This window comes from Parvibaculum indicum, assembly GCF_011762095.1.
Classification (GTDB): Bacteria; Pseudomonadota; Alphaproteobacteria; order Parvibaculales; family Parvibaculaceae; genus Parvibaculum; species Parvibaculum indicum.
The window spans coordinates 125,683-147,250 of sequence record NZ_JAASQO010000004.1; the positions used below are offsets into that span (position 1 = coordinate 125,683).

A 21,568-nucleotide genomic window follows, 5' to 3' on the forward strand; every position below is an offset into this window, starting at 1 on the left:
ATGGGGCCGGCCCGGTTTCGGGCCGGCCTTTTCATGTGCCGGGTGCCGGGGTGCGATCGTCAGCCTTCGACGGAAATGCGCGGCGCCTTGCGTCCCCCGCCGCCGAGCGCCTCGTCGATATGGCCGGCCACTTTCCGCGCGATCTCGATGAAGGGTTTCGCTTCCTCGCTGTCGGGCGCGGTTGCCGTGATGGGCGCGCCGCCGTCAGAGGTTTCGCGAATCGTCATGTGAAGCGGCACCTCGCCGAGGAAGTCGCAGCCCAGCGTTTCCGCCATTTTGCGCGCGCCGCCCTGGCCGAAGATATAGGAGCGCTCGCCTGAATCCGGGCTCACGAAATAGGCCATGTTCTCGACGATGCCGAAGACGGGCACATGGGTCTTTTCGAACATGGCGACGCCCTTGCGCGCGTCGATCAGCGCGATTTCCTGCGGGGTGGAGACGATCACGGAACCGGTCAGCGGTATGCGCTGGGCAATCGTCAATTGCGCATCGCCCGTGCCGGGCGGCATGTCGATCACCAGCACGTCGAGTTCGCCCCAGTTCACGTCGCTCATCATCTGCATGAGCGCGCTCTGCACCATGGGGCCGCGCCATATCATGGGCGTGTCCTCTTCGACCATGTAGCCGATCGACATGGTCTTGATGCCGTAATTCTCTTTCGGCTGGATTTTCTTGCCGTTGCTTTCGGGCTTCCCCTTGAGGCCCATCATGCGGGGAATGGAGGGGCCGTATATATCGGCATCCAGCAGTCCCACCTTGCGGCCCAGATGGGAAAGGGCCAGTGCCAGATTGACGGCGACGGTGGATTTGCCGACGCCGCCCTTGCCGGACGCGACGGCGATAATGGCTTTCACGCCCGGTATTTCGAGCCGGCCTGTCTGCTGTTCGCCTTGCGGGTTCCCCTGCCGGCCGTGCGAATGTCCGGCATGCGCGCTCTGCTGCGGTGCGGAAGGCTTGTCGCTATGGGCGGTCAGCACGGCCGTGACGCTCAATATGCCGGGAATTGCCCGCACGGCCTCCTCGCAGGCCTTCCGGAGCGGCTCCTTTTCGGCCCCTTTGGCCGGATCGACCTCGATCGAGAAGCCCGCATGGCCTTCGCGCAGCACGACCCCTTGGATTATGCCTGCCGAGACCACATCTTTTCCCAAGTCTTTATCGGTGACACGGGAGAGCGCGGTAAGAATGTCTTCTTTTGTCGGGGTCGGCTTTTGGGGCGAAGACGTCATGAGGGGCTTGTCCGGGTTTCATTGCACGGGCCTAATGGGTGTCATATAACCTCCGGCAAGTGTGTTTCCAACCGATCTATCATCACGAAATCAAAAGGATTTTTGATGCCCTGGAGCAATGAGAACGGCGGCGGCGGCTGGCAGGGAGGCGGCGGTAACCGCGGCCCCTGGGGGCAGGGACCTTCGGGAGGCGGCGGTGGCGGCGGCAACCAGCCTCCGGACCTCGATGAATTGCTGCGCAAGGGCCAGGACAGGTTCAAGAAAATCTTCCCCGGCGGTCAGGGGCAGGGGGCCGGCGGCAATGGCCGCGGCATCGTCCTGCTTCTCATTGTGGCCGTCGTGGCGCTTCTCGCCTACAGCTCGGTCTATCGCGTCAATACGGACGAACAGGGCGTGGTGCTGCGCTTCGGCAAGTTCTCGCGCGAAGTGCCGCCGGGCCTGCATGTGAAGCTGCCTTACCCGCTTGAGGTCGTCTATACGCCGACGGTGACGCGCATCAACCGCGTCGATGTGGGCATGCGCGACACGGGCGGCGGCAAGCCGATCGCGGTGCCGGAAGAAAGCCTGATGCTGACGGGCGACGAAAATATCGTCGACATCAACTTTTCGGTCTTCTGGCGTATCAACAGCGCGGAAAGCTACCTCTTCAATGTGGAGCGTCCCGATCTTGCCGTGAAGCAGGTCGCCGAAAGCGCCATGCGCGAGGCTGTGGGCCAGTCCAAGATCGAGTTCCTGCAGACCACCGGCCGAAACGACATCCAGAAGCAAGTGCGCGGCTATATGCAGACCGCGCTCGATACCTATGGCGCAGGCGTGGAAATCACGGAAGTGAAGCTCCAGAAGGTCGATCCGCCCTCTCAGGTGATCGATGCCTTCCGCGACGTTCAGGCGGCGCGCGCCGACCAGGAGCGTCTGCGTAACGAAGCGCAGTCCTATGCCAACACGGTCGTGCCCAAGGCACGAGGCGAGGCCGCCAAGATCACCGAGGCCGCCGAAGCCTATCGCGAACAGACGGTCGCGGAAGCGCAGGGTGAGGCGCAGCGCTTCATCTCGATCTATGACGAGTATCGCAATGCAAAGGACGTGACGCGCAAGCGTATTTATCTGGAAACGATGCAGGACGTTCTGGGCAACACGAACAAGGTGGTGACCACGGATCAGTCGGGCGTTCTGCCTTATCTGCCGATGGATCAGCTCAAGCCGTCCGCGCAGCGCTCTTCGTCATCATCCGGCAACAACTCGTCGAGCGTCGGCTCGTCGGGCTCGAATTGAGGAGGCCGAAGTCATGAATAAATCCATCGGACTCGGTCTTGGCGTCGTTGCGGCCCTTGTCGCTTTCGTTGCCTATTCCTCCACATTCATCGTCAGCATGACGCAGCAGGCGATCGTGCTGCAGTTCGGCGACCCGAAGGCGCTCATCACGGAGCCGGGGCTGCATTTCAAGCTGCCCTTCGTGCAGAACGTCGTCTTCATCGACAAGCGCATCCTGAACCTCGATGCGCCGACGGAAGAAATCATCGCGTCGGACCGCAAGCGGCTCGTGGTGGATGCTTTCGCCCGCTACAAGATCGTCGATGCGCTGAAGTTCTATCAGGCGGTGGGCGATCCGCGTCTGACCGAGAACAGGTTGCAGCCGAACTTCGCGTCCTCGCTCCGCAACGTGCTGGGCGATCACACGCTGGAGGCTGTGGTGCGGGACGACCGTTCCGGCCTGATGCAGCAGATCGAAACGGCGTTCAACCAGACTGCGAAAAGCTTCGGCATCGAAGTGGTGGATGTGCGTATCCGCCGCGCCGACCTGCCGGAAGCGAACAGCCAGGCGATCTTCCGCCGTATGCAGACCGAGCGTGAACGCGAGGCGGCCGAGATTCGCGCGCAGGGTCAGGAAGAGGCCCAGCGTATTCGCAGCCGTGCCGACCGCGACCGCACCGTTATCGTCGCCGATGCGCAGCGCGATGCGGAGATCACCCGAGGCGAAGGCGATGCCAAGCGAAACGGGATTTTCGCTAGCGCCTTCCAGAAGGACCCCGAATTCTTCGACTTTTACCGGTCGATGCAGGCCTACAGACAGAGCCTGAAGGGCGATAACACCACAATGGTGATTTCTCCCGACTCGGAGTTCTTCCGGTACTTCCGGAGCGATGCCGGTAAATAGCCGGTCGCCCATTGCGTGATTTGGATTTGGAGTTCGCGGGCTTGTCCGCCATTCGTCGCGGAGGCGAACTTCAAATCCGAAGCCGCATTGCATTCCTCAAGGCCGTTCGGGTTTCCGACGCCAGACGCTGAAGGCGAAAATTGACCGATCTCCTGGCCGCTCTCGGACTGGTTCTCGCGCTGGAAGGTGCGCTTTACGCGGCTTTTCCCGGGCCGATGAAGAGGGCCCTGGCCATAGTGGCGGTGCAGCCGGAGGGGCAGATCCGTTTTGGCGGGCTTGTGGCCCTTGCGCTGGGCGTGTTGCTGGTCTGGCTGGTGCGCGGGTAAGAGCGCGGTGACATCGTTTCGGAGGCGAAATTCCACGGCGATGGTGCGCAGGCGCCGATTTTCCGCTTGAATGGCAGCCGAGGCTGGTGGGCAGGCCGGGAATTGGCGCTTTAAATGTTTTCGATCGGTGAGATGACGCGACAGGTTCAGACAAACCGGAACGATTTCCGATCGCTTCGGGGGGCGGGCTTTCTCGTCGTCCTGTTCTCGCTGCTGACCCTGTTTGGGGGGAGTGGCCCGGCGCGCGCCGCCGATGGCTTCGGCGATCTTGTGCATCGCCTTTCTCCCGCCGTGGTGAATATCACCACGAAGCAGCAGCAATCATTGCCCGACAAATTCAGGAACCTGCCGGAGGATTCTCCGTTGCGGGAATTCTTCGACGACGAGGGGGAGGCGGGCACGACGACCAGTGCGCTCGGCTCCGGTTTCGTCATCGATCCGTCGGGCGTCATCGTCACCAACAATCATGTGATCGACGGTGCCGATGAAATATCCATCGTCTTCGCCAACGGCGAGACGCTGGATGCAACGCTGCTGGGGCATGACGAGAATACCGACCTTGCCGTTCTGAAAGTCGACAGTCCGCATCCGCTGCCGTCGGTGCGTTTCGGCGATTCCGACGATCTGCGCGTCGGGGACTGGGTCATGGCCATCGGAAATCCGTTCGGCCTTGGCGGCAGTGTGACCTCGGGGATCGTGTCCGCGCTCCATCGTGCCATCTATGCGCGCGGCTTTACCGATTTCATCCAGACGGACGCGGCGATCAACAAGGGCAATTCCGGCGGTCCGCTTTTCGATATGCAGGGCCGCGTCGTCGGCATCAACACCGCGATCATTTCGCCGTCGGGCGACACCGTGGGCATCGGTTTTGCCTTGCCGTCCTCCACCGCGAAGGTCGTGGTGGACGACCTCATTCATTTCGGCGAGGTCCATCGCGGCTGGCTGGGTGTGCGGGTTGTGCCGCTGACGCGCGATCTGGCGCGTGCACTTCGGGCGCCGGCCGATGCGGGCGTCGCCGTCGCCGCCGTCGTGGAGCACGGTCCCGCCCAGGCGGGCGGGCTCCGGGCGGGCGATGTCGTCACCCGGTATGACGGCATGACGGTCGATCGGGTGCGCGATCTGCTCCGTCTCATTGCCGAAACGCGCGTCCGCAAGCGCGTCGAAGTCGAGATCCTGCGCGAGGGAAAGCCTCTTGCCGTCTGGCTGACGGCAGGCGAGCTGCAGCGCGGCGAAGCCGGTGAGGACGAAGCCGGAGAAGCCGTGGCGGAAAAGAAGCCGGTCCCGAGGCCGCGTGCGCGCGACGAGATGCTGGGGCTCGATCTTTCTGCTCTGACGCCGGATATACGCTCCGCCCATCATGTGCCGTTGCAAGTGAACGGCGTCGTGGTCATGGGCGTGGCGGCGGGCGGCGCGGCGGACGGCAAGGGCATTCGCGCGGGAGACGTGATCGTCGAGGTCAATCGCAAGGCGGTGGATGCGCCGGACGATGTGAGGCGCGCGGTGAACGAGGTCCGGCAGCGCGGTGACGGCACCAAGGTATTGCTGCGCGTTTATTCCAACGGCCGAACGCGCTTTTTCGCGATCGACGTCAAACCGAGCTGAGGCCTAGACGCCGGCGAGGTCGCTTTCCCGGTAGCCCTGAATGAAGAGCAGGGCGGAAAGATCGCCATGGTCGATGCGTGCATCGGCGGCTTCGGCCACGACGGGCTTTGCGCGAAAGGCGACGCCGAGGCCCGCTTCCCCGATCATGCCGAGATCGTTCGCGCCGTCGCCGACGGCCATGGTTTCGTGCCGGGCGAGGCCGAGCGTGGAACGGAAATGCACCAGCGCGTCGATCTTGGCCTGACGGCCCAGAATGGGTTCGCCGACGTCGCCGGTCAGCAGGTCGTTTTCGAAAATGAGTTCGTTGGCCTGATTGTGGTCGAAGCCCACGGCCTTCGCGACGCGGTGGGTGAAGAAGGTGAAGCCGCCGGAGACGAGCGCGCAGGTGGCGCCATGGGCGCGCATGGTGGCCGTCAGCAGGCGCCCGCCGGGCGTTTCGGTAATGCGCTTGTCGAAGACCGCTTCAAGCGAGGCCGCCTTGAGGCCCTTCAGCAGCGAGACGCGCTCGCGCAGGGCGGGCTCGAAATCGATCTCGCCGCGCATGGCGCGCTCGGTGATTTCGGCGATCCGGTCCTTGATGCCGAGTTCGGCGGCCAGCTCGTCGATGCATTCCTGCTCGATGATGGTGGAATCCATATCGGCGACCAGCAGCTTCTTGCGCCGGCCTTCGGCGGGCTGGGCGACGATGTCGATGGGGGTTCCCTGAAGCGCCTTGCGGGCCCCGGCTTCGGCGTGGGCCATGTCGTCGGCATCGAAGGGCAGGTCGCAGGCATGGGCGTCTTTCAGCCAGTCCGCCCGGGGTTGGCCCGGAAGCGCCGCCGCCGCGGCCTCGACATGAGCCTTGTCGAGCGGCGTTTGCGAGTTGCCAATGAGCGTCAGGACGTATTTCATCGCCAAACCAGAGTTCTCCTGAAATCTTCGTCTAGAGTTCGTCGTGCCGGATCACGCCGTCAAAGCGCCTTTGAAGCTGAAAACCGCCGTCCTTATTGCAGGGCCGACCGCCAGCGGCAAGTCCGCGCTCGCCATGAAACTGGCCAAGCGGGTGGACGGCGAGATCGTCAATGCCGACTCCATGCAGGTCTATCGCGAGCTGCGTGTGCTCACCGCGCGGCCGAGCGAGGCGGATGAGGCCCGCGTGCCGCATCACCTCTACGGCTTCATGAGTGCCGCCGAGGCCTGTTCGGCGGGGATATGGGCGGCTCATGCGGCGCGGGTCATGCAGGAAATCGAGGCGAGGGGCCGCATTCCCATCCTTGTGGGGGGAACGGGGCTCTATTTCCGGGCGCTGGTGGACGGGCTGTCGCCCATTCCGGACGTTCCGGCGGAGGTCACCGCCGAGGTGAGGGCGGAGGTGGCGCAGGCGGGCCCCGGGGCGCACGGGTTGCTGCGGGCCGCCGATCCGAAACTTGCCGAAACGATCTCGCCCTCGGACAAGCAGCGCATCGCCCGCGGCCTCGAGGTGAAAAGGGCGACCGGCAAGCCCCTGAGCGCATGGCAGGCCTTGCCGCCGGAGCCGCCGGTCGCGGGGGATTTCCTGAAGGCGGTTCTCGCGCCCTCGCGGGAGTTTCTCTACCGGCGGATCGATTTCCGGTTCCGTCATATGGTCCGGGAGGGCGCGCTGGCGGAGGTCGAAGGGCTGATGGCGCTCGATCTCGATCCCTCGCTGCCGCTGATGAAGGCGTTGGGCTTGCGGCCGGTCATGGCTCATCTGCGCGGCGAAATTTCGCTTGAGGAGGCCATTCTGCTCGGTCAGGCGGAGTCCCGGCGCTATGCGAAACGGCAGGAAACCTGGTTTCGGACGCAAATGATTTCGTGGAACAGGCTCATCGCGCAAGATTTGGAAAGCCTTGAGGTGAATTTCTTTCCATTAATTGATGATTTTGGCTTGACCGGGGCATGAGGCGGGGCTAGTTTGCGCCCGCTTTCACGCGGCATTGCGTGCCGGTGGCCGGTTTTTCGCTCTTTTCAGGATGAAACGGGGCTTTGAGAACGGGCCGGGCGCGAGGCCGCGTTGTTGTTTACCGCGATCGATAATCTTCAAGACGTAAGGACCCGACCCATGGCCGAAAACGAGATGACTGGCGCAGAGATCGTCATCAAATCGCTGGTCGATCAGGGCGTAGACACGATTTTCGGCTACCCCGGGGGCGCGGTGCTTCCGATCTATGACGCGCTTTTCCAGCAGAACAAGATCCGGCATATCCTCGTCCGGCACGAGCAGGGCGCCGTCCATGCGGCGGAGGGCTATGCGCGCTCCACGGGCAAGCCGGGCGTCGTTCTGGTGACGTCGGGGCCCGGCGCGACCAATGCCGTGACGGGGCTGACCGATGCGTTGATGGATTCCATCCCGATCGTCTGCCTGACGGGGCAGGTCGCCACCCATCTCATCGGCTCGGACGCCTTCCAGGAGGCGGACACGGTCGGCATCACGCGCCATTGCACCAAGCATAACTGGCTGGTGAAGTCGCCGGAGGAGCTGACGCGCGTCATGCACGAGGCCTTCTATGTCGCGACGAATGGCCGTCCGGGGCCGGTCGTCATCGATATTCCGAAGGACGTTCAGTTCCAGTCGGCGGAATATGTCGGGCCGAAGAATGTCGCGCATCGCACCTACCGTCCGACGGTGAAGGGCGATGTCGAGGCAATCAAGGAAGCGATCGACCTCATCGCGAATGCCAAGAAGCCTGTCTTCTATACGGGCGGCGGGATCATCAATTCCGGCCCGGTCGCGAGCCAGCTCCTGCGCGAATTCGTGAAGCTGACCGGTTATCCGATCACCTCCACGCTGATGGGCCTCGGCGCTTTTCCGGCGAGCGACAAGCAGTGGCTCGGCATGGTCGGCATGCATGGCACCTTCGAAGCCAACAATGCGATGCATGACTGCGATGTCATGATCAATATCGGCGCGCGCTTCGACGACCGCGTGACGGGCCGCCTCGATGACTTCGCGCCGAACTCGAAGAAGATTCATGTCGATATCGACGCCTCGTCGATCAACAAGAATGTCCGTGTCGATGTCGGCATCATCGGCGATTGCGCGCATGTCCTGGAAGACATGCTGCGGATCTGGAAGGCGAAGGCGCGCCAGCCCGACAAGGCGGCGCTCGGCGACTGGTGGAAGCAGATCGAGGTCTGGCGTGAGCGCAAGTCGCTCTCCTTCAGGCAGAACGGCGAAACCATCAAGCCGCAATACGCCGTCCAGCGCCTTTACGAGCTGACCAAGGATCGCGAGACCTACATCACCACGGAAGTGGGGCAGCATCAGATGTGGGCGGCGCAGCATTATCATTTCGACGAGCCGAACCGCTGGATGACGAGCGGCGGCCTCGGCACGATGGGCTATGGCCTGCCGGCCGCCGTGGGGACGCAGATCGCGCATCCCGACGCGCTCGTCGTCGATATCGCGGGCGAAGCCTCGATCCTGATGAACATGCAGGAGATTTCCACGGCGGTTCAGTTCATGCTGCCGGTGAAGATCTTCATCCTGAACAATGAATATATGGGCATGGTGCGCCAGTGGCAGGAATTGCTGCATGGCGGGCGCTATTCGCACAGCTATTCGGAATCGCTGCCCGATTTCGTGAAGCTCGCCGAAGCCTATGGCGCGAAGGGCGTCCGCGCGGAAACGCCGGACGAGCTCGACGCGAAGATCCAGGAGATGCTGGATACGCCCGGGCCGGTCATTTTCGACTGCATCGTGGACAAGTACGAGAACTGCTATCCGATGATCCCGTCGGGCGCGGCGCATAACCAGATGATCCTCGCCGACGACGCGGATGCGCCGACCGTCACCGAAGCAGGCAAGATGCTGGTTTGACCGTCGCTGCCGTCATAGCCGGGGTTAACCCATCGCCCTCCAATCAGAGTTCGGGAATGAGCCAGGAAGAAAAAATCGAACGGCATGCCATTGCCGTGCTTGTGGATAACGAGGCCGGCGTGCTCGCCCGCGTCATCGGGCTGTTTTCGGGCCGCGGCTACAATATCGAAAGCCTGACGGTGGCCGAGGTGGACCAGGCGGAGCATACCTCCCGCATCACCATCGTCACCTCGGGCACGCCCATGGTGATCGAGCAGATCAAGGCGCAGCTCGACCGGCTCGTGCCGGTTCACCGGGTGATGGACCTGACGGCGGAGACCCATGCGGTCGAGCGTGAAATGGCGCTTGTGAAAGTCGCCTCCACGGGCGAAAAGCGCGTGGAATCGCTGCGGCTGGCGGATGCCTTCCGCGCCCGCGTGATCGACACGACCCACACCTCCTTCATTTTCGAGGTGACGGGCGCGCCGGACAAGATCGATGCCTTTATCGGCCTGATGAGGCCGCTGGGGCTGGTGGATGTATCGCGGACCGGCGTGGTCGCGATCGCCCGCGGCCCGGAAGCGATGTAACGAACGAGGATATAAACCTTCGTCCCGTGTTTGCGCGCGGGGGAGGGATGTTGGAAGAAGGAAACAAAGACCATGCGCGTTTATTACGACCGCGATGCGGACGTGAACCTGATCAAGGGCAAGAAAGTCGCCATCATCGGTTACGGCAGCCAGGGCCATGCCCATGCGCTGAACCTTCGCGATTCCGGCGTGAAGGAAGTGGCCGTGGCGCTGCGCGCCGGCTCTTCTTCCGCGAAGAAGGCGGAGGGCGAAGGCCTGAAGGTGATGACCGTTGCCGAAGCCGCCAAATGGGCCGACGCGCTGATGATGCTGACGCCGGACGAGCTGCAGGGCGACATCTATTATCAGGATCTGGCCGACAACATGAAGGAGGGCGCCGCGCTCCTCTTCGCGCATGGCCTCAACGTCCATTTCAACCTGATCGAGCCGCGCAAGGACATCGACGTCCTCATGGTTGCGCCGAAGGGCCCGGGCCACACGGTGCGTTCCGAATACAAGCGCGGCGGCGGCGTGCCCTGCCTCCTCGCGGTGGAGCAGGATGCAAGCGGCAACGCGCATGATCTCGGCCTGTCCTACGCCTCCGCCATCGGTGGCGGCCGCGCGGGCATCATCGAGACGACCTTCCGCGAAGAATGCGAAACCGACCTCTTCGGCGAGCAGGCCGTTCTCTGCGGCGGTCTCGTGGAGCTTATCCGTGCCGGTTTCGAAACGCTGACCGAAGCGGGCTATGCGCCGGAGATGGCCTATTTCGAGTGCCTGCACGAGGTGAAGCTCATCGTCGACCTCATCTATGAGGGCGGTATCGCCAACATGAACTACTCGATCTCCAACACGGCCGAGTATGGCGAATACGTCACCGGGCCGCGCATCATCACGCCGGCAACCAAGGCGGAAATGAAGCGCGTGCTGGACGACATCCAGAGCGGCAAGTTCACCCGCGACTGGATGCTCGAGAACAAGGTCAACCAGACGAGCTTCAAGGCCACGCGCGCGCGCAACGCAGCCCATCCGATCGAGGAAGTGGGCGGCCGTCTGCGTGAGATGATGCCCTGGATCACGGCCTCCAAACTCGTAGACAAGGAAAAGAACTGACGCGATCTCGCGAACAGCACCCTTTGGATGGGCCCGCCGCGAAGATCGCGGCGGGCCTTTTCTTTTTGGAACTCCCTATTTTTTGGAGAGTGGGCCCATGCCTCCTGCCCAATATGCTCACGGCGCCGCCATTGCCTTTCTGCACAGCTCGGCGCTTCACATCGGCACTTTCAATGCGCTGGGCGCGGCGCTCGCACCGGGGCTGAAACTTGCCCATACGGTGCGCGAAGACCTGCTGGTGGCGGCGGAGAAAGCAGGCGGCGTCACGCCCTCCATCGAGCTGAAGGCGGGCGAGGCGATGCTGGCGCTGGCGGAGGGCGGCGCGCGCGTCGTCGTCTGCACCTGTTCGACGCTGGGTCCCGTCGCGGAGCGCGTTGCCGACGATGCGGATATACCGGTCATGCGTATCGATCGTCCGATGGCGGATGAAGCGGTGAGAAGCGGCGCGCGCATCGGCGTCTGCGGCGCGCTGGCGCCTGCCATGGAAACGACGTTGCGCCTGTTGGAGGATTCGGCGGGTAAGGCGGGGCGGTCATGCCGTTTCACGCCCGTTCATTTCGAGGATGCCTGGGACCGGTTCAAGGCCGGGCGCCTTGGCGCCTATCATGAACGGATCGCGGAAGGTCTGGCGCGCGCAGCGGCTGACCATGACGTGTTGGTTCTGGCGCAGGCGTCCATGGCGCCCGCGGCGCAGCAGGCGGGAGATCTCGGTATTCCCGTCCTGTCCAGTCCGCAATCCGGTTTCACGGCGGCGGTGCGGATCGCCAACCGCTTCAAATAGGGCGGTTCAGGGCTGGCGTATCATGTGAGTTCCATGCCGTATTTTTCGGCATGGGTGGCGATGACCTCATGCAGATCCGCCAGCAGGGCCTGCCAGGCGGCCTCCGTTTCCGACGTCCATTCCGCGCCCAGAATGTCGCGGAAGGTTTCCGTCACCACCTCGAAGAAGGTGGCGAAGACGCGGGGCGGTACGCCCAGTCCCTGATGGTTGGTCAGTTCGCACTGGATCAGCACCGGCGCATAGCTTCTCGGGCCCAGCATGTCGAAGACGCAATTCAGCGCCTCGCTCAGCATGTGGCCGCGCGCATTGCCGTCCAGATCGAGCACGAAGAGCGCCTTCATCTCCGGCTGTTGCGTAAAAAGCTTTTCGTAAACCAGCGGGGTGGGGTCGCCCGCCAGTTCGGCGGCGCGTTCGATGCTGTGCGAGATGATGTCGGCGTCGTGTTCGCTCAGGGGCATGGGCGGCTCCTCCGGCTGTTTGTTTTTCTTTTTGCAATGGCAAGCCTACCCGAAACCTGCCTCCCGGTCCCTTCCGGGGTGGGTGGCGCGTCCGGGGCCCGGCTTGCATTTGCGACAGATTGACACTTGCACCTATAGTTGAGAATGAATATCAGTAACCAAATTCTCATCCCCACGAAAGGAAACGCCATGCTTCGCTCCCTCTCGGCCAGGACGCTGCTTACCGCGACGGGCATTGTGGCGTTGATTTTCGCCGCGGCGGCTTTCCAGCCTGCCCGGGCCGCCGACGAAATGCCGACCTTCGAAATCCACATCAAGGATCACAAGTTCGACCCGTCGAATTTCGAGGTGCCCGCCGATACGCGGATGAAGCTGGTGGTCCATAATGACGACCCGACGCCGGAAGAGTTCGAGTCGCATGACCTTTTCCTGGAAAAGATCATCCCCGGCGGCGGCAAGGGCATCATGTATGTCGGGCCGCTCGAAGCGGGGACCTATCACTTCTTCGGCGAGTTCAACGAAGCGACCGCGCAGGGCGATCTGACCGCCAAGTAAAAGCCAATTCAGGCCGGCTTACACAAGCCTCATTCAGGAAGGCCCGACATGCTTGCCACGCTCATCATCGTGTTCCGCGAAGTGCTTGAAGCGGCATTGATCGTCAGCATCGTCGCCGCCGCCACCAAGGGCGTCGCGGGGCGGGGGCGCTGGCTGACGGCCGGTATCGTGGGCGGACTTGCCGGCGCCAGCCTCGTCGCGGTCTTTGCAAGCGCCATCTCCAATTCGGTGGAAGGCACGGGGCAGGAAATCTTCAATGCGAGCGTGCTCTTTCTCGCCGTCATCATGCTCGGGTGGCACAATGTCTGGATGGGCAGTCATGGCCGCCAGCTCGCCACCGAGATGAAGGAAGTCGGGCATGACGTGACCGTCGGCACCAAGCCGCTCTATGCGCTGGCCATCGTGGTCGGCGCGGCGGTGATGCGCGAAGGCTCCGAAGTCGTGCTTTTCCTCAACGGTATCGCCAGCGGGGGTGTCGGCAATATGTCGATGCTCGCGGGCGGTCTTCTCGGTATCGTGGCGGGCGGGGCGCTCGGTCTTGCGCTTTATTTCGGCCTGCTCAGGCTGTCGCTCAACATGCTTTTCCGCGTGACGGGCTGGATGATCCTGCTGCTGGCCGCCGGCATGGCCGCGCAGGGGGCCAAGTTCCTCGTGCAGGGCGGCTTTCTGCCGCCGATGGGCGGGTTCATGTGGAACACGTCCTGGCTTCTGTCGGAAAACAGCCTGATCGGCCAGACGCTCCACACGCTTGTCGGCTATACGGCCCGGCCGCTGCCCGTTCAGGCGATTTTCTATGTCGGTACGCTCGTCATCATCGGCGGCCTCATGAAGATCGTCGGCGACGGCGTGTCGAACAAGGCGAAAGCGCAGCGCGCCGCGGCCGGTCAGGTCGCCGGGGACTGAAACCCCTCGCTCGACGACCGTGCTCGTCATGCCCCGCTTTATGCGGGGCATCCACGTCTTTTTCATAGGTCAAGACGTGGATGGCCCGGACAAGCCGGGCCATGACGACGTTTGGTATTGGGAACCAGCCAACACAGGCACGCTGTCATCCCGGCCACCTTTACATGCAGGGAAGGCCGGAACGACACGAAGTGAGAGGTCTCAGGCGAACCCCGCCTTCAGACGTAAAACCATTTGTGAAAGCCTGACCGGTCGAAAGGCTTCCATTCGCCTTCCGTTTGCGACAGCCGGTCGGCGACGGCCCAGAAGACGAGCGGATTGCCGCCCATGCCCAGATGCGTCGCGGGGACTTCGATGTTTTCCGTGCGTGGCGTTTCCTGTTCGCGGCAGGCGGCCCATGGCACCAGCCCGTCGAAGCGGGAATAGATGGCGGTGGAGGGAACCGGCGGCGGTACGCGCAGCCGTTCGGCGAGTACGGGGTCGACTTCGCCGCTGACCCGGTAGCCCGCCCCGAAGGGGCTGCCGAGCGTCACCACCTGGCGCACCTGATGGGGAAATTCGCGGGCGAGTTCGCGCGCATAGATGCCGCCGAGGCTCCAGCCGACGATGCTGATGCGCCGTTCGTAGCGATCGGCGAGTTCGTTGAGCCTGTCCTTCAGCTTGCGATGGACGTGGCGGCTCGGTCCCCAATTGTGCCCCTGTTTCCAGGCATGGGCGACATAGCCCATCTCCTTCAGATAGGTGCGCAGAAACGACGTCGACTCGTCGCCCGTCAGCATGCCGGGCAGCACGAGCACCGCATGACCGTCGCCCTTCGGCGCGTTGAGGAGGGCGGGATAGGACGCGGCAAGGGCGCCATATTCCGCGACGAGGCCGAATTCACTCCAGGCCCGCCAGAAGATCGGATCGCTCGCAGATGAAAACATAGATGGGAAGCTCCGCCGGAAATGGCTTGTCCTGCATTATACTGCATTGCAGCAAATTCCGTAGCGGAAACTTTTCAGCAGGCGGTATGCCCCTGACGATTTTCCGGACGAGGGTGAGCAACCGCCCGGAAAATAGTCAAAAACCAAGGTCTACGAGCAGATCCCTTTGGTATCTGCTCGTGGATTTTCGGCCAGTTTCGTCAGCTTTTCGTCATGGTCGGGGCAATCTTCCGGTTCGATCTGCACCGTTGCATGGGTCACGCCATAGCGCTCTGCGAGTCGTTCCTTGATGGCGGTCAGGGCTTCGCTCGGCATCGCGCCCGGCGCGGGGACGGCATGCAGCGTGACGAGAATGCGGCCCGAGGCGAGCGACCAGGCATGGATGTGGTGGACATCGCTGACCGAGGGGATGCCGGTGGCGAGGTCTTCGGCCATGGCGTCGGTGTCGAGCCCCTCCGGCGTGCCTTCCATCAGGATATGCGCCGCGTCGCGCGTGACGGCGAATGCGCCGCGCAGGATGAGCACGGCCACGAAAACCGAGAGGATCGGGTCGATGGGCGTGAAGCCGGTATACATGATGACGATGGCGGCCACGATGGCGGCGACGGAACCCAGCAGGTCGCCCAGCACATGGAGCGCGGCGCCGCGCATGTTCAGATTGCCTTCGCCGCCGTGGAGCAGCGTGAAGGAGACGATATTCACCACAAGGCCGACAATGGCGACGACGAGCATCGGTCCGGCAAGGATCGGTACGGGCTCGAAGATGCGCATGGCGGCTTCGGCGATGATCCAGGCGGCCAGTGCGATCATTACCGCGCCGTTCAGGAAGGCGGCGAGAATTTCGGCGCGCATATAGCCGAAGGAGCGGGCCGTGTCCGCCGGGCGGCGGGCCAGGCGCACCGCGAGCCATGCGAGCGCCAGCGCGCCGGTGTCGGTCAGCATGTGGCCCGCATCGGCGATGAGCGCCAGCGATCCGGATATCCAGCCGCCGGCCGCTTCGACGATCATGAAGCCGCCCGTGATCCACATCGCCCAGGCGATGCGGCGCTCATTCGCGCCGTCCGGTACGTGCGAGTGGCCGTGGCTATGAGAATGACCATGACCATGATCGTGCGAATGGCTGTGCGTCATGGTCCTTTACTCCGGCTCTTCGTTGACATGGGCGACCATGTCGCGAATGACATGGGCGACCATGTCGCGAATGACATGGGCGACATGGGCATCATGGATCGAATAGAAGATCTGCTTGCCGCGCCTGTCTGCGCTGACGAGGCGGGCTGCCCGCAGGAGCCTCAAATGATGACTCACCAGCGACAGCGAAAGGCCGAGCCGGCTCGCGATCTCGCCCACGGAGCGCGGCTCGCCCAGCGTTTCCAGCACGATGCGCAAGCGGCTGGGGTCGCCGAGCAGGCGGAACATTTCCGCCAGTTCGATCGCCCGGTCGTCGTCGAGCGGGGGCAGGCTTTCCGTGTCGGGGCAGATCGCCATGTTTCGGACCTAACAATTGAACATATGTTCAAGTGTAGTCAGTTGGGGCGATCCGTCAAGTCCCGGCGGCGGGGAGTTCCGAACCTCTTCCGCCCGTGCTAAAGCGCGGGGAAACAGATGAGAGGGAATCGCTCATGCGCATCGGTACGCCGCTTTCGCCTTCGGCCACTCGCGTCATGCTTCTGGGCTCGGGGGAGCTCGGCAAGGAAGTCGCCATCGAGCTTCAGCGCTATGGGGCGGAAGTGATCGCCGTGGATCGGTACGAGAATGCACCCGCCATGCAGGTGGCGCATCGTTCTCATGCGATCGCGATGACGGATGGCGCGGCGCTCAAGGCGCTGGTGGAAAAGGAGCGGCCGCATCTCATCGTGCCGGAGATCGAGGCCATTGCGACCGACATGCTGGCCGAGATCGAAGCGGAGGGGCTTGCGGAAGTCATTCCCACGGCACGCGCGACGCAGCTCACCATGAACCGCGAAGGCATCCGCCGTCTCGCCGCCGAGGAGCTGGGGCTGGCGACCTCGCCCTATGCTTTTGCCTCCAATGTGGATGAATTGCGCGCCGCTATCGAGGGCGACATCGGGTTTCCGTGCTTCGTGAAGCCGGTCATGTCGTCCTCGGGCAAGGGGCAGAGCCTGCTCGAGGGCCCCGGCGACATCGGGCCGGCATGGGAGAAGGCGATGCAGGGCGGGCGCGTGGAAGCGCCGCGCATCATCGTCGAGGGGCTCGTCGATTTCGATTTCGAGATCACGCTGCTTACCGTTCGGGCGGTCGGCGCCTCGGGCGAGGTCGAGACCTCTTTCTGCGCGCCGGTCGGCCATCGTCAGGTCAGCGGGGATTATGTGGAAAGCTGGCAGCCCCAGGCGATGAGCGAGGCGGCGGCGCAATCGGCGCGCGACATCGCCGGGCGCGTCACCGCCGCGCTGGGCGGGCGGGGAATTTTCGGCGTCGAATTGTTCGTGAAGGGCGACAAGGTCTGGTTCTCCGAGGTCAGCCCGCGCCCGCACGATACCGGGCTGGTGACGCTGGCCACCCAGTATCAGAGCGAGTTCGCGCTCCATGCCCGCGCCATTCTCGGTCTGCCGGTTTCGGTGGAGACGATTTCGCCCGGTGCCAGCGCCGTCATCTATGGCGGCATGGATGAGAAAGGCATTGCCTTCGCCAATCTCGACAAGGCTCTTGCTGTATCTCACTCGGAGCTTCGGCTTTTTGGCAAACCTGAAGCCTATATCAAGCGCCGGATGGGCGTTGCGCTGGCCCGGGGGCAGGATACGGACGAGGCCCGAAAGCGGGCCCGGCAAGTCGCCGACGCCGTTTCCCCCGTAAAACCATAATCAACTCAATAGGTTAGTTCTTCTGCAAATCCGCATAGGCTTTTTTGCAAAACGCCCTTTCTCTTGCTGAAACGCAAGCGTAGTTTTGCCTCAAAGCAAATGTGGAGCCGACAGGCCATGAACTGGGACGATCTGCGTTTCTTTCTCGCCGTCGCCGCGGCAGGCAGCCTTTCCGGCGCGGCCCAGCAACTGGGCGTGAACACCACCACGGTGCTGCGCCGCGTGGCGTCGCTGGAAGACGACCTGAATGCCCGTCTTTTCGAGCGTGAGCGCACGGGATATCGGCTGACTCCCGCGGGCGAGAAGCTCGCCGAAGCGCTGGAGCCGGTGGACCGGCGGCTGGCGGCATTGCCACGCGATTTCGAGGCGAACCGCGAGGGATCCGGCGGCGAAGGGACGGTCCGGCTTGCCGCGGGTGAGGTGCTCGCCGCGGAACTCCTTGCGCCGGCATTCGGTGATTTCCGCCGGTCTCACCCCGGTATCGAGATCGAGATCGTCGGCGATCCGAGGCTGGCGATGGCCGGATCGGCGCCGCGCGTGGGCAATCCGCTGAAGGACGTGGATGTCGCGCTCAGGCTCGCCCGCCCGACCCAAGGCGATATGCTGATGCGCAAGGCGGGGGAGCTTTCCTACGGTCTTTATGCCTCGTCGGCTTATCTGGAGGCGCATGGATGGCCGACGCAAATGGGCGATATGGGCCGTCATGACCTGATCGGGTTTCCGCGCGCCGAATTGCCGCTCGGGCCGGTCTGGTGGCTGTCGCGGGCGGAAAAAACGGCGAGCGTCGTATTGCGGGCAAGCAGTGTGGCGGTGCGGGCGGAAGCGGCACGTCAGGGGGCGGGGCTTGCGGCGCTGCCATGCGTCAGCGCCGATCGGGACGAGCGTCTGACGCGCGTCTTCGGGCCGGATGCGCTGGGTCATCTGGAGATCTGGCTGATGACGCGAAACGACCTCGCACAGCTCGCTCATGTGCGGGCTGTTATGGAGTTTCTCATCGAGACGTTGAAGAATGCGCGCGGTGCATTGGAAGGGCAGTCGGTCAAGGTGGTGGAACTGGAGGATGCGGGTCGGCCACGCTGATCCCAAGCCCTTGAAAATGCGTTCAAAACGGGGCTCACCATTGATATTCCGGGCTGTTTCAGCGTAAAAACAGAGCTTGGGTCGGTGCCGGAATCAATTGTTTCTTGTTTAGCGGGAATTAGTCGGTTGGCGCTAGGCTGACTCACCGAAACGGCGCTGGCGCTGCCTCAGTTTTGTCTCAAAACCGGCACAAACTGTAGGCTCATGGGGGTTCTCTCCTGAAACCTTCTGCGAGCGGGAAACCCTCCGCGCGAATCCGTGCGGAGATCCCTCAGTTGCCGCGGGCGTAACGAACAGCCGCTTCGTGACGGAGCGCCGTCACGCCGACAACATGGCGCCGGCAGGGAAGGCCGCAGAAAGGACCCGGGAGAAATGGGTAACCGGACGGAAGACATGGCAGGCAAGGACACCGGTTCGACGGAAAGCAACCGTGTGCTGATTTTCGATACCACGCTGCGCGACGGAGAGCAGTCTCCCGGCGCGTCGATGACGCTTGACGAAAAACTCCAGATCGCCGAACTGCTCGACGATATGGGCGTGGATGTCATCGAGGCGGGATTTCCTATCGCTTCCAACGGCGATTTCGAATCCGTGCGCGAGGTTACGCGCGTCGTGAAGAACGCCGTCGTTTGCGGCCTGGCGCGCGCAGGCGCGAAAGACATCGAGCGCGCGGCGGAAGCGCTGCGCGGTGCAAAACGCGGGCGTATCCATACCTTTCTTTCCACCAGCCCCGTCCATATGAAGCACAAGCTGCAGATGGAGCCCGAGCAGGTTCTGGAGGCGGTTGTCTCCAGCGTCACCCATGCGCGCAATCTGGTGGATAACGTCGAATGGTCGCCGGAAGATGCGACGCGCACGGATCATGATTTCCTTTGCCGCTGCGTCGAGGCCGCGATCAAGGCCGGGGCGACCACCATCAACATTCCCGATACGGTGGGCTATTCCGTGCCGGCGGAATATGGCGCGCTGATCGCCATGCTGCGCGAGCGCGTGCCGAATATCGACGGGGCAGTGATCTCCACCCATTGCCATAACGATCTGGGCCTGGCGGTCGCAAATTCGCTGGCGGGCGTTGCCAATGGCGCGCGGCAGGTGGAATGCACCGTCAACGGGATCGGCGAGCGTGCGGGCAATGCGGCGCTGGAGGAAATCGTGATGGCGCTCAAGGTGCGCCAGGACGCGATGCCCTATGAAACCGGTATCGATACGACGGTGATCGCGCGGGCCTCCCGGCTCGTGGCGGCCGTTACGGCGTTTCCCGTCCAGTACAACAAGGCCATTGTGGGGCAGAATGCCTTCGCGCATGAAAGCGGCATTCATCAGGATGGCATGCTGAAAAACAATCAGACCTACGAGATCATGACGCCGGAAAGTGTCGGCATCACGAAATCGTCTCTGGTCATGGGTAAGCATTCCGGCCGTCACGCCTTTCGCGAGAAGCTCAGGGAGCTGGGCTACGAGCTGGGTCAGAATGCGATGGAGGATGCCTTTACGCGCTTCAAGGACCTTGCCGACAAGAAGAAACTTGTTTTCGACGACGATATCGTTGCGCTGGTCGATGATGAAGTGGCGCGCGGCAGCGAAAAGATCCGTTTCGTCTCCCTGCGTGTGATCGCCGGGTCGACGGGGCCGCAGGAAGCGACGCTGGAGCTCGATGTCGAAGGTGCGCGCAAATCGGTGACCGCCACCGGATCCGGGCCGGTGGATGCGACCTTCAACGCGATCAAGGAACTGGTGCCGCATGATGCGAGCCTGCTTCTCTATCAGGTCCATGCTGTGACCGAGGGAACGGACGCTCAGGCGGAAGTGAGTGTGAGACTGGACGAGGCGGGCAGAACGGCGACGGGCCGGGGCGCGGATACCGACACGCTGGTCGCTTCGGCAAGGGCTTATGTCAGTGCCCTGAATAAACTGCTGGTGAAGCGCCAGCGACATGCGCCCGGTGCGGAACGGGCCGTCTCGGCTGCGTCTGAGTGAGGGTGGGCGTCGGAGCGAAGACGCGCAAAGGAAACACGGCCATGACACATGGCGAATTTGAACTTGAGTTGATGCAAAGGCCGGCGCGGCCGGGCGTCAACGCTTTGTCGAAGGAAAAAGAAAGCACATGATTTCCGGTCTGCTCGGCATGTTCTCCGCCGATATGGCGATCGATCTGGGCACAGCGAATACGCTGGTCTATGTGAAGGGGCGCGGCATCGTGCTCAATGAGCCATCGGTCGTCGCAATCGTTGAAAAGGGCGGGAAAAAGCAGGTGCTTGCCGTCGGCGAGGAGGCCAAGATGATGCTGGGCCGTACGCCGGGCAACATCCAGGCGATCCGCCCGATGCGCGACGGCGTGATTGCCGATTTCGAAATAGCGGAAGAGATGATCAAGCATTTCATCCGCAAGGTTCACAATCGGCGCACTTTCGCCAATCCGCAGATCATCGTCTGCGTGCCGTCGGGCTCGACGGCGGTGGAGCGGCGCGCCATTCAGGAATCGGCCTTGTCGGCGGGGGCACGCCGCGTCTATCTCATCGAAGAACCGATGGCCGCCGCCATCGGCGCCGGTTTGCCGGTGACCGAGCCGACCGGCTCCATGGTCGTCGATATTGGCGGCGGTACGACGGAAGTGGCCGTGCTTTCGCTCAACGGTATCGTCTATGCCCGCTCGGTGCGCGTGGGCGGCGACAAGATGGACGAGGCGATCATCGCCTATATCCGCCGCAACCATAACCTGCTGGTGGGCGAGGCGAGCGCCGAGCGCATCAAGAAGGAAGTCGGTTCCGCCGCCATGCCGCAGGACGGTGAGGGCATGACGCTCGAAATCAAGGGCCGGGACCTGATGAACGGCGTGCCGAAGGAAATCCGCATTGGCCAGCGCCAGATCGCGGAGAGCCTGGCCGAGCCTGTGGGCGCTATCGTGGAGGCCGTGAAAGTCGCGCTCGAAGCGACGCCGCCGGAGCTTGCCGCCGACATTGTGGACAAGGGTATCGTGCTGACGGGCGGTGGCGCGCTCCTTGCTAATCTCGATCAGGTGCTTCGCGACGAGACGGGGCTGCCCGTGTCGATCGCAGACGATGCGCTTTCCTGCGTTGCGCTGGGAACCGGCAAGGCGCTGGAGCATATCCGGACGATGAAACACGTTCTCTCGTCCGTTTACTAAAGGAGGCGGCGCCTCGCCATGAGCGCGTCCGGTCCTTGCTGGGTTTGGTATTTCTCGTATGGGGACGCCGGGAGCGTTCCGTTTCGGGGCGGGGCATGGTGCCAGGGGGCA

General features: G+C 63.2%; 21 protein-coding genes. 15 read left to right on the plus strand and 6 right to left on the minus strand.

Features of this window, described 5'->3' with window-relative positions:
- Window positions 1–59: 59 nt before the first annotated feature.
- Window positions 60–1,226, minus strand: a complete 1,167-nt coding sequence (locus FHS78_RS06565) for an Mrp/NBP35 family ATP-binding protein (RefSeq protein WP_167092091.1) — start codon at window positions 1,224–1,226, stop codon at window positions 60–62.
- Between the two features lie 105 nt (window positions 1,227–1,331).
- Between FHS78_RS06565 and hflK the strand changes: the two genes are divergently transcribed.
- The 4 genes from hflK to FHS78_RS06585 all read left to right on the plus strand — a co-directional run bounded on the left by hflK (window position 1,332) and on the right by FHS78_RS06585 (window position 5,309).
- Window positions 1,332–2,498, plus strand: a complete 1,167-nt coding sequence (gene hflK, locus FHS78_RS06570; protein WP_167092094.1) for an FtsH protease activity modulator HflK — start codon at window positions 1,332–1,334, stop codon at window positions 2,496–2,498.
- Window positions 2,499–2,511: 13 nt separating this feature from the next.
- The gene (gene hflC, locus FHS78_RS06575) at window positions 2,512–3,381 is read left to right on the plus strand and encodes a protease modulator HflC (RefSeq protein WP_167092097.1); all 870 of its coding nucleotides are present in this window, start codon (window positions 2,512–2,514) and stop codon (window positions 3,379–3,381) included.
- A 140-nt stretch (window positions 3,382–3,521) separates the two neighbouring features.
- A complete protein-coding gene (locus tag FHS78_RS06580) occupies window positions 3,522–3,707 on the plus strand; it encodes a DUF2065 family protein (protein WP_167092099.1) in 186 nt (61 codons plus the stop codon).
- Between the two features lie 114 nt (window positions 3,708–3,821).
- A complete protein-coding gene (locus FHS78_RS06585) occupies window positions 3,822–5,309 on the plus strand; it encodes a Do family serine endopeptidase (RefSeq protein ID WP_167092102.1) in 1,488 nt (495 codons plus the stop codon).
- 3 nt (window positions 5,310–5,312) lie between these two features.
- On the opposite strand, the gene serB is transcribed toward FHS78_RS06585, so the two are convergent.
- A complete protein-coding gene (gene serB / locus FHS78_RS06590) occupies window positions 5,313–6,200 on the minus strand; it encodes a phosphoserine phosphatase SerB (protein ID WP_167092105.1) in 888 nt (295 codons plus the stop codon).
- Between the two features lie 43 nt (window positions 6,201–6,243).
- Here serB and miaA point away from each other — a divergent pair, with 43 nt between their 5' ends.
- From miaA to FHS78_RS06615, 5 genes are all read left to right on the plus strand, one after another.
- On the plus strand, window positions 6,244–7,209 hold the full coding sequence (miaA, locus tag FHS78_RS06595; protein WP_343041936.1) for a tRNA (adenosine(37)-N6)-dimethylallyltransferase MiaA: 966 nt from the start codon (window positions 6,244–6,246) through the stop codon (window positions 7,207–7,209).
- A 159-nt stretch (window positions 7,210–7,368) separates the two neighbouring features.
- Complete coding sequence (locus tag FHS78_RS06600; RefSeq protein WP_167092108.1) at window positions 7,369–9,126, plus strand: acetolactate synthase 3 large subunit; 1,758 nt, start codon at window positions 7,369–7,371, stop codon at window positions 9,124–9,126.
- A gap of 56 nt (window positions 9,127–9,182) precedes the next feature.
- Window positions 9,183–9,695, plus strand: coding sequence for an acetolactate synthase small subunit (gene ilvN / locus FHS78_RS06605; protein ID WP_167092124.1), 513 nt, complete (start codon window positions 9,183–9,185; stop codon window positions 9,693–9,695).
- 72 nt (window positions 9,696–9,767) lie between these two features.
- A complete protein-coding gene (gene ilvC / locus FHS78_RS06610; RefSeq protein WP_167092127.1) occupies window positions 9,768–10,787 on the plus strand; it encodes a ketol-acid reductoisomerase in 1,020 nt (339 codons plus the stop codon).
- 97 nt (window positions 10,788–10,884) lie between these two features.
- Complete coding sequence (locus tag FHS78_RS06615) at window positions 10,885–11,568, plus strand: aspartate/glutamate racemase family protein (RefSeq protein WP_167092130.1); 684 nt, start codon at window positions 10,885–10,887, stop codon at window positions 11,566–11,568.
- A gap of 20 nt (window positions 11,569–11,588) precedes the next feature.
- On the opposite strand, the gene FHS78_RS06620 is transcribed toward FHS78_RS06615, so the two are convergent.
- Entirely contained in the window at window positions 11,589–12,026 is a 438-nt protein-coding gene (locus FHS78_RS06620; RefSeq protein ID WP_167092133.1) for a globin, read from the minus strand.
- A gap of 189 nt (window positions 12,027–12,215) precedes the next feature.
- Between FHS78_RS06620 and FHS78_RS06625 the strand changes: the two genes are divergently transcribed.
- Both FHS78_RS06625 and FHS78_RS06630 read left to right on the plus strand, forming a co-directional pair.
- Window positions 12,216–12,581: a cupredoxin domain-containing protein gene (locus FHS78_RS06625; protein WP_167092136.1), complete on the plus strand. Its 366-nt coding sequence runs from the start codon at window positions 12,216–12,218 to the stop codon at window positions 12,579–12,581.
- Window positions 12,582–12,629: 48 nt separating this feature from the next.
- Complete coding sequence (locus FHS78_RS06630; RefSeq protein WP_167092139.1) at window positions 12,630–13,484, plus strand: FTR1 family iron permease; 855 nt, start codon at window positions 12,630–12,632, stop codon at window positions 13,482–13,484.
- A 218-nt stretch (window positions 13,485–13,702) separates the two neighbouring features.
- Here the strand turns inward: FHS78_RS06630 and FHS78_RS06635 are convergent, their stop codons facing one another.
- From FHS78_RS06635 to FHS78_RS06645, 3 genes are all read right to left on the minus strand, one after another.
- Window positions 13,703–14,410 (minus strand): esterase/lipase family protein, encoded by a 708-nt coding sequence (locus tag FHS78_RS06635; protein ID WP_167092142.1) that lies wholly within the window; start codon window positions 14,408–14,410, stop codon window positions 13,703–13,705.
- 150 nt (window positions 14,411–14,560) lie between these two features.
- Entirely contained in the window at window positions 14,561–15,541 is a 981-nt protein-coding gene (locus tag FHS78_RS06640; protein ID WP_167092145.1) for a cation diffusion facilitator family transporter, read from the minus strand.
- A 6-nt stretch (window positions 15,542–15,547) separates the two neighbouring features.
- On the minus strand, window positions 15,548–15,898 hold the full coding sequence (locus tag FHS78_RS06645) for an ArsR/SmtB family transcription factor (RefSeq protein WP_167092148.1): 351 nt from the start codon (window positions 15,896–15,898) through the stop codon (window positions 15,548–15,550).
- Window positions 15,899–16,032: 134 nt separating this feature from the next.
- Here FHS78_RS06645 and purT point away from each other — a divergent pair, with 134 nt between their 5' ends.
- The 4 genes from purT to FHS78_RS06665 all read left to right on the plus strand — a co-directional run bounded on the left by purT (window position 16,033) and on the right by FHS78_RS06665 (window position 21,457).
- Complete coding sequence (purT, locus tag FHS78_RS06650) at window positions 16,033–17,232, plus strand: formate-dependent phosphoribosylglycinamide formyltransferase (RefSeq protein ID WP_167092151.1); 1,200 nt, start codon at window positions 16,033–16,035, stop codon at window positions 17,230–17,232.
- Window positions 17,233–17,349: 117 nt separating this feature from the next.
- Entirely contained in the window at window positions 17,350–18,312 is a 963-nt protein-coding gene (locus tag FHS78_RS06655) for a LysR substrate-binding domain-containing protein (protein WP_167092154.1), read from the plus strand.
- Window positions 18,313–18,705: 393 nt separating this feature from the next.
- The gene (locus tag FHS78_RS06660; RefSeq protein WP_167092662.1) at window positions 18,706–20,289 is read left to right on the plus strand and encodes a 2-isopropylmalate synthase; all 1,584 of its coding nucleotides are present in this window, start codon (window positions 18,706–18,708) and stop codon (window positions 20,287–20,289) included.
- Between the two features lie 127 nt (window positions 20,290–20,416).
- On the plus strand, window positions 20,417–21,457 hold the full coding sequence (locus FHS78_RS06665; protein ID WP_167092157.1) for a rod shape-determining protein: 1,041 nt from the start codon (window positions 20,417–20,419) through the stop codon (window positions 21,455–21,457).
- Window positions 21,458–21,568: the final 111 nt, after the last annotated feature.

Bases quoted from the DNA above. Each gene is read 5' to 3' on its own strand.
- FHS78_RS06565 (WP_167092091.1), bottom strand. From the start codon at position 1,226: ATGACGTCTTCGCCCCAAAAGCCGACCCCGACAAAAGAAGACATTCTT.
- hflK (WP_167092094.1), top strand. From the start codon at position 1,332: ATGCCCTGGAGCAATGAGAACGGCGGCGGCGGCTGGCAGGGAGGCGGC.
- hflC (WP_167092097.1), top strand. From the start codon at position 2,512: ATGAATAAATCCATCGGACTCGGTCTTGGCGTCGTTGCGGCCCTTGTC.
- FHS78_RS06585 (WP_167092102.1), top strand. From the start codon at position 3,822: ATGTTTTCGATCGGTGAGATGACGCGACAGGTTCAGACAAACCGGAAC.
- serB (WP_167092105.1), bottom strand. From the start codon at position 6,200: ATGAAATACGTCCTGACGCTCATTGGCAACTCGCAAACGCCGCTCGAC.
- FHS78_RS06600 (WP_167092108.1), top strand. From the start codon at position 7,369: ATGGCCGAAAACGAGATGACTGGCGCAGAGATCGTCATCAAATCGCTG.
- ilvN (WP_167092124.1), top strand. From the start codon at position 9,183: ATGAGCCAGGAAGAAAAAATCGAACGGCATGCCATTGCCGTGCTTGTG.
- ilvC (WP_167092127.1), top strand. From the start codon at position 9,768: ATGCGCGTTTATTACGACCGCGATGCGGACGTGAACCTGATCAAGGGC.
- FHS78_RS06615 (WP_167092130.1), top strand. From the start codon at position 10,885: ATGCCTCCTGCCCAATATGCTCACGGCGCCGCCATTGCCTTTCTGCAC.
- FHS78_RS06620 (WP_167092133.1), bottom strand. From the start codon at position 12,026: ATGCCCCTGAGCGAACACGACGCCGACATCATCTCGCACAGCATCGAA.
- FHS78_RS06625 (WP_167092136.1), top strand. From the start codon at position 12,216: ATGCTTCGCTCCCTCTCGGCCAGGACGCTGCTTACCGCGACGGGCATT.
- FHS78_RS06630 (WP_167092139.1), top strand. From the start codon at position 12,630: ATGCTTGCCACGCTCATCATCGTGTTCCGCGAAGTGCTTGAAGCGGCA.
- FHS78_RS06635 (WP_167092142.1), bottom strand. From the start codon at position 14,410: ATGTTTTCATCTGCGAGCGATCCGATCTTCTGGCGGGCCTGGAGTGAA.
- FHS78_RS06640 (WP_167092145.1), bottom strand. From the start codon at position 15,541: ATGACGCACAGCCATTCGCACGATCATGGTCATGGTCATTCTCATAGC.
- FHS78_RS06645 (WP_167092148.1), bottom strand. From the start codon at position 15,898: ATGGCGATCTGCCCCGACACGGAAAGCCTGCCCCCGCTCGACGACGAC.
- purT (WP_167092151.1), top strand. From the start codon at position 16,033: ATGCGCATCGGTACGCCGCTTTCGCCTTCGGCCACTCGCGTCATGCTT.
- FHS78_RS06655 (WP_167092154.1), top strand. From the start codon at position 17,350: ATGAACTGGGACGATCTGCGTTTCTTTCTCGCCGTCGCCGCGGCAGGC.
- FHS78_RS06660 (WP_167092662.1), top strand. From the start codon at position 18,706: ATGGCAGGCAAGGACACCGGTTCGACGGAAAGCAACCGTGTGCTGATT.
- FHS78_RS06665 (WP_167092157.1), top strand. From the start codon at position 20,417: ATGATTTCCGGTCTGCTCGGCATGTTCTCCGCCGATATGGCGATCGAT.